Annotated in this window: 1 protein-coding gene; it reads right to left on the reverse strand. The window is 66.0% G+C overall.

Annotation, left to right across the window (positions count from 1 at the left end):
* Window positions 1-37: 37 nt before the first annotated feature.
* Entirely contained in the window at window positions 38-931 is an 894-nt protein-coding gene (locus AB0I41_RS35260) for an IS5 family transposase (RefSeq protein WP_357115852.1), read from the reverse strand.
* Window positions 932-1,053 lie beyond the last annotated feature (122 nt).

The following is a 1,053-nucleotide window of genomic DNA, read 5'->3' on the forward strand; positions in this document are numbered from 1 at the left end:
GGTTAAAGATCAAGCTAAGGCGTGTTTCATAAGCCGGTCAGAGCCACTCTGTGATGATGACGATGGTCAGGACGGCTTGGAACCGGACGGCCAGCTTGTCGTAGCGGGTGGCGACGCCGCGGTGGCGTTTGAGCCGCGCGATGCCGTTCTCGACGGCATGGCGTAGCCGGTAGAGGTCCTTGTCGAAGGCGGGTGGGCGGCCGCCTTTGGAGCCTTTGGCCTTGCGATGGGCGTCCTGGTCCTTCTTGCTCGGGATGCACGCCTTGATCCCCCGTGAGCGCAGGTAGCCGCGGTTGCCGCGGCTGGTGTAGGCCTTGTCGGCAAGGACCAGGTCGGGGCACGTTCGGGGCCGGCACACACCCAGACGGGTCACGCGGATACGGCGCAGGACCGGGATCAACTGCGGGCTGTCACCACGGTGCCCGGCAGTCACGACCATCGACAGGACCTTTTGGCCCTGTTCACAGGCCAGATGGGTTTTGGTGGTCAGGCCGCCGCGAGAGCGACCCAGCGCGTGATCGGCGGGCTCGTCGTGTACACCGCCGGGTGGCTCCTTCTGCAGATGCCCGTCTTTGCGGGCGCCGGCGGCGTGCTGGTGGGCGCGGCTTGTCATGGAGTCCACGCTGACCGTCCAGGTGATCCGGCCCTGCGCGTCACCGGCTGCCTGCGACGCGGACAGGATCTTGTCCCAGGTCCCGTCGCGCTGCCAGCGACGGAACAGGCCATAGACCGTCTGCCAAGGTCCGTACGCGGTCGGGACATCGCGCCACGGGGCGCCGATCCGGATCCGCCACCGTATCCCGTCGATGAGCTGCCGTTTCTCCCACTTCGGCGGACGGCCGTTGCCCGACACGGCAGGAAGCAGCGCAGCGAGCCGCTGCCATTGCGCGTCGGTGAGGTCGTGCCGCCTCGTCACCGCTATGGTGGCCACGAGGTCTCCGGTATGAAGTTCTAGCTTGGTCGCTGAACCATCTACCGGAGACCTCTTCAGTTATCGATCACCGCCACGCCGTGACCTTCACCGGCAACCACACCTTTTGAAACACGCCTTAG

The organism is Micromonospora sp. NPDC050200 (genome assembly GCF_040656135.1).
Lineage (GTDB): Bacteria > Actinomycetota > Actinomycetes > Mycobacteriales > Micromonosporaceae > Micromonospora.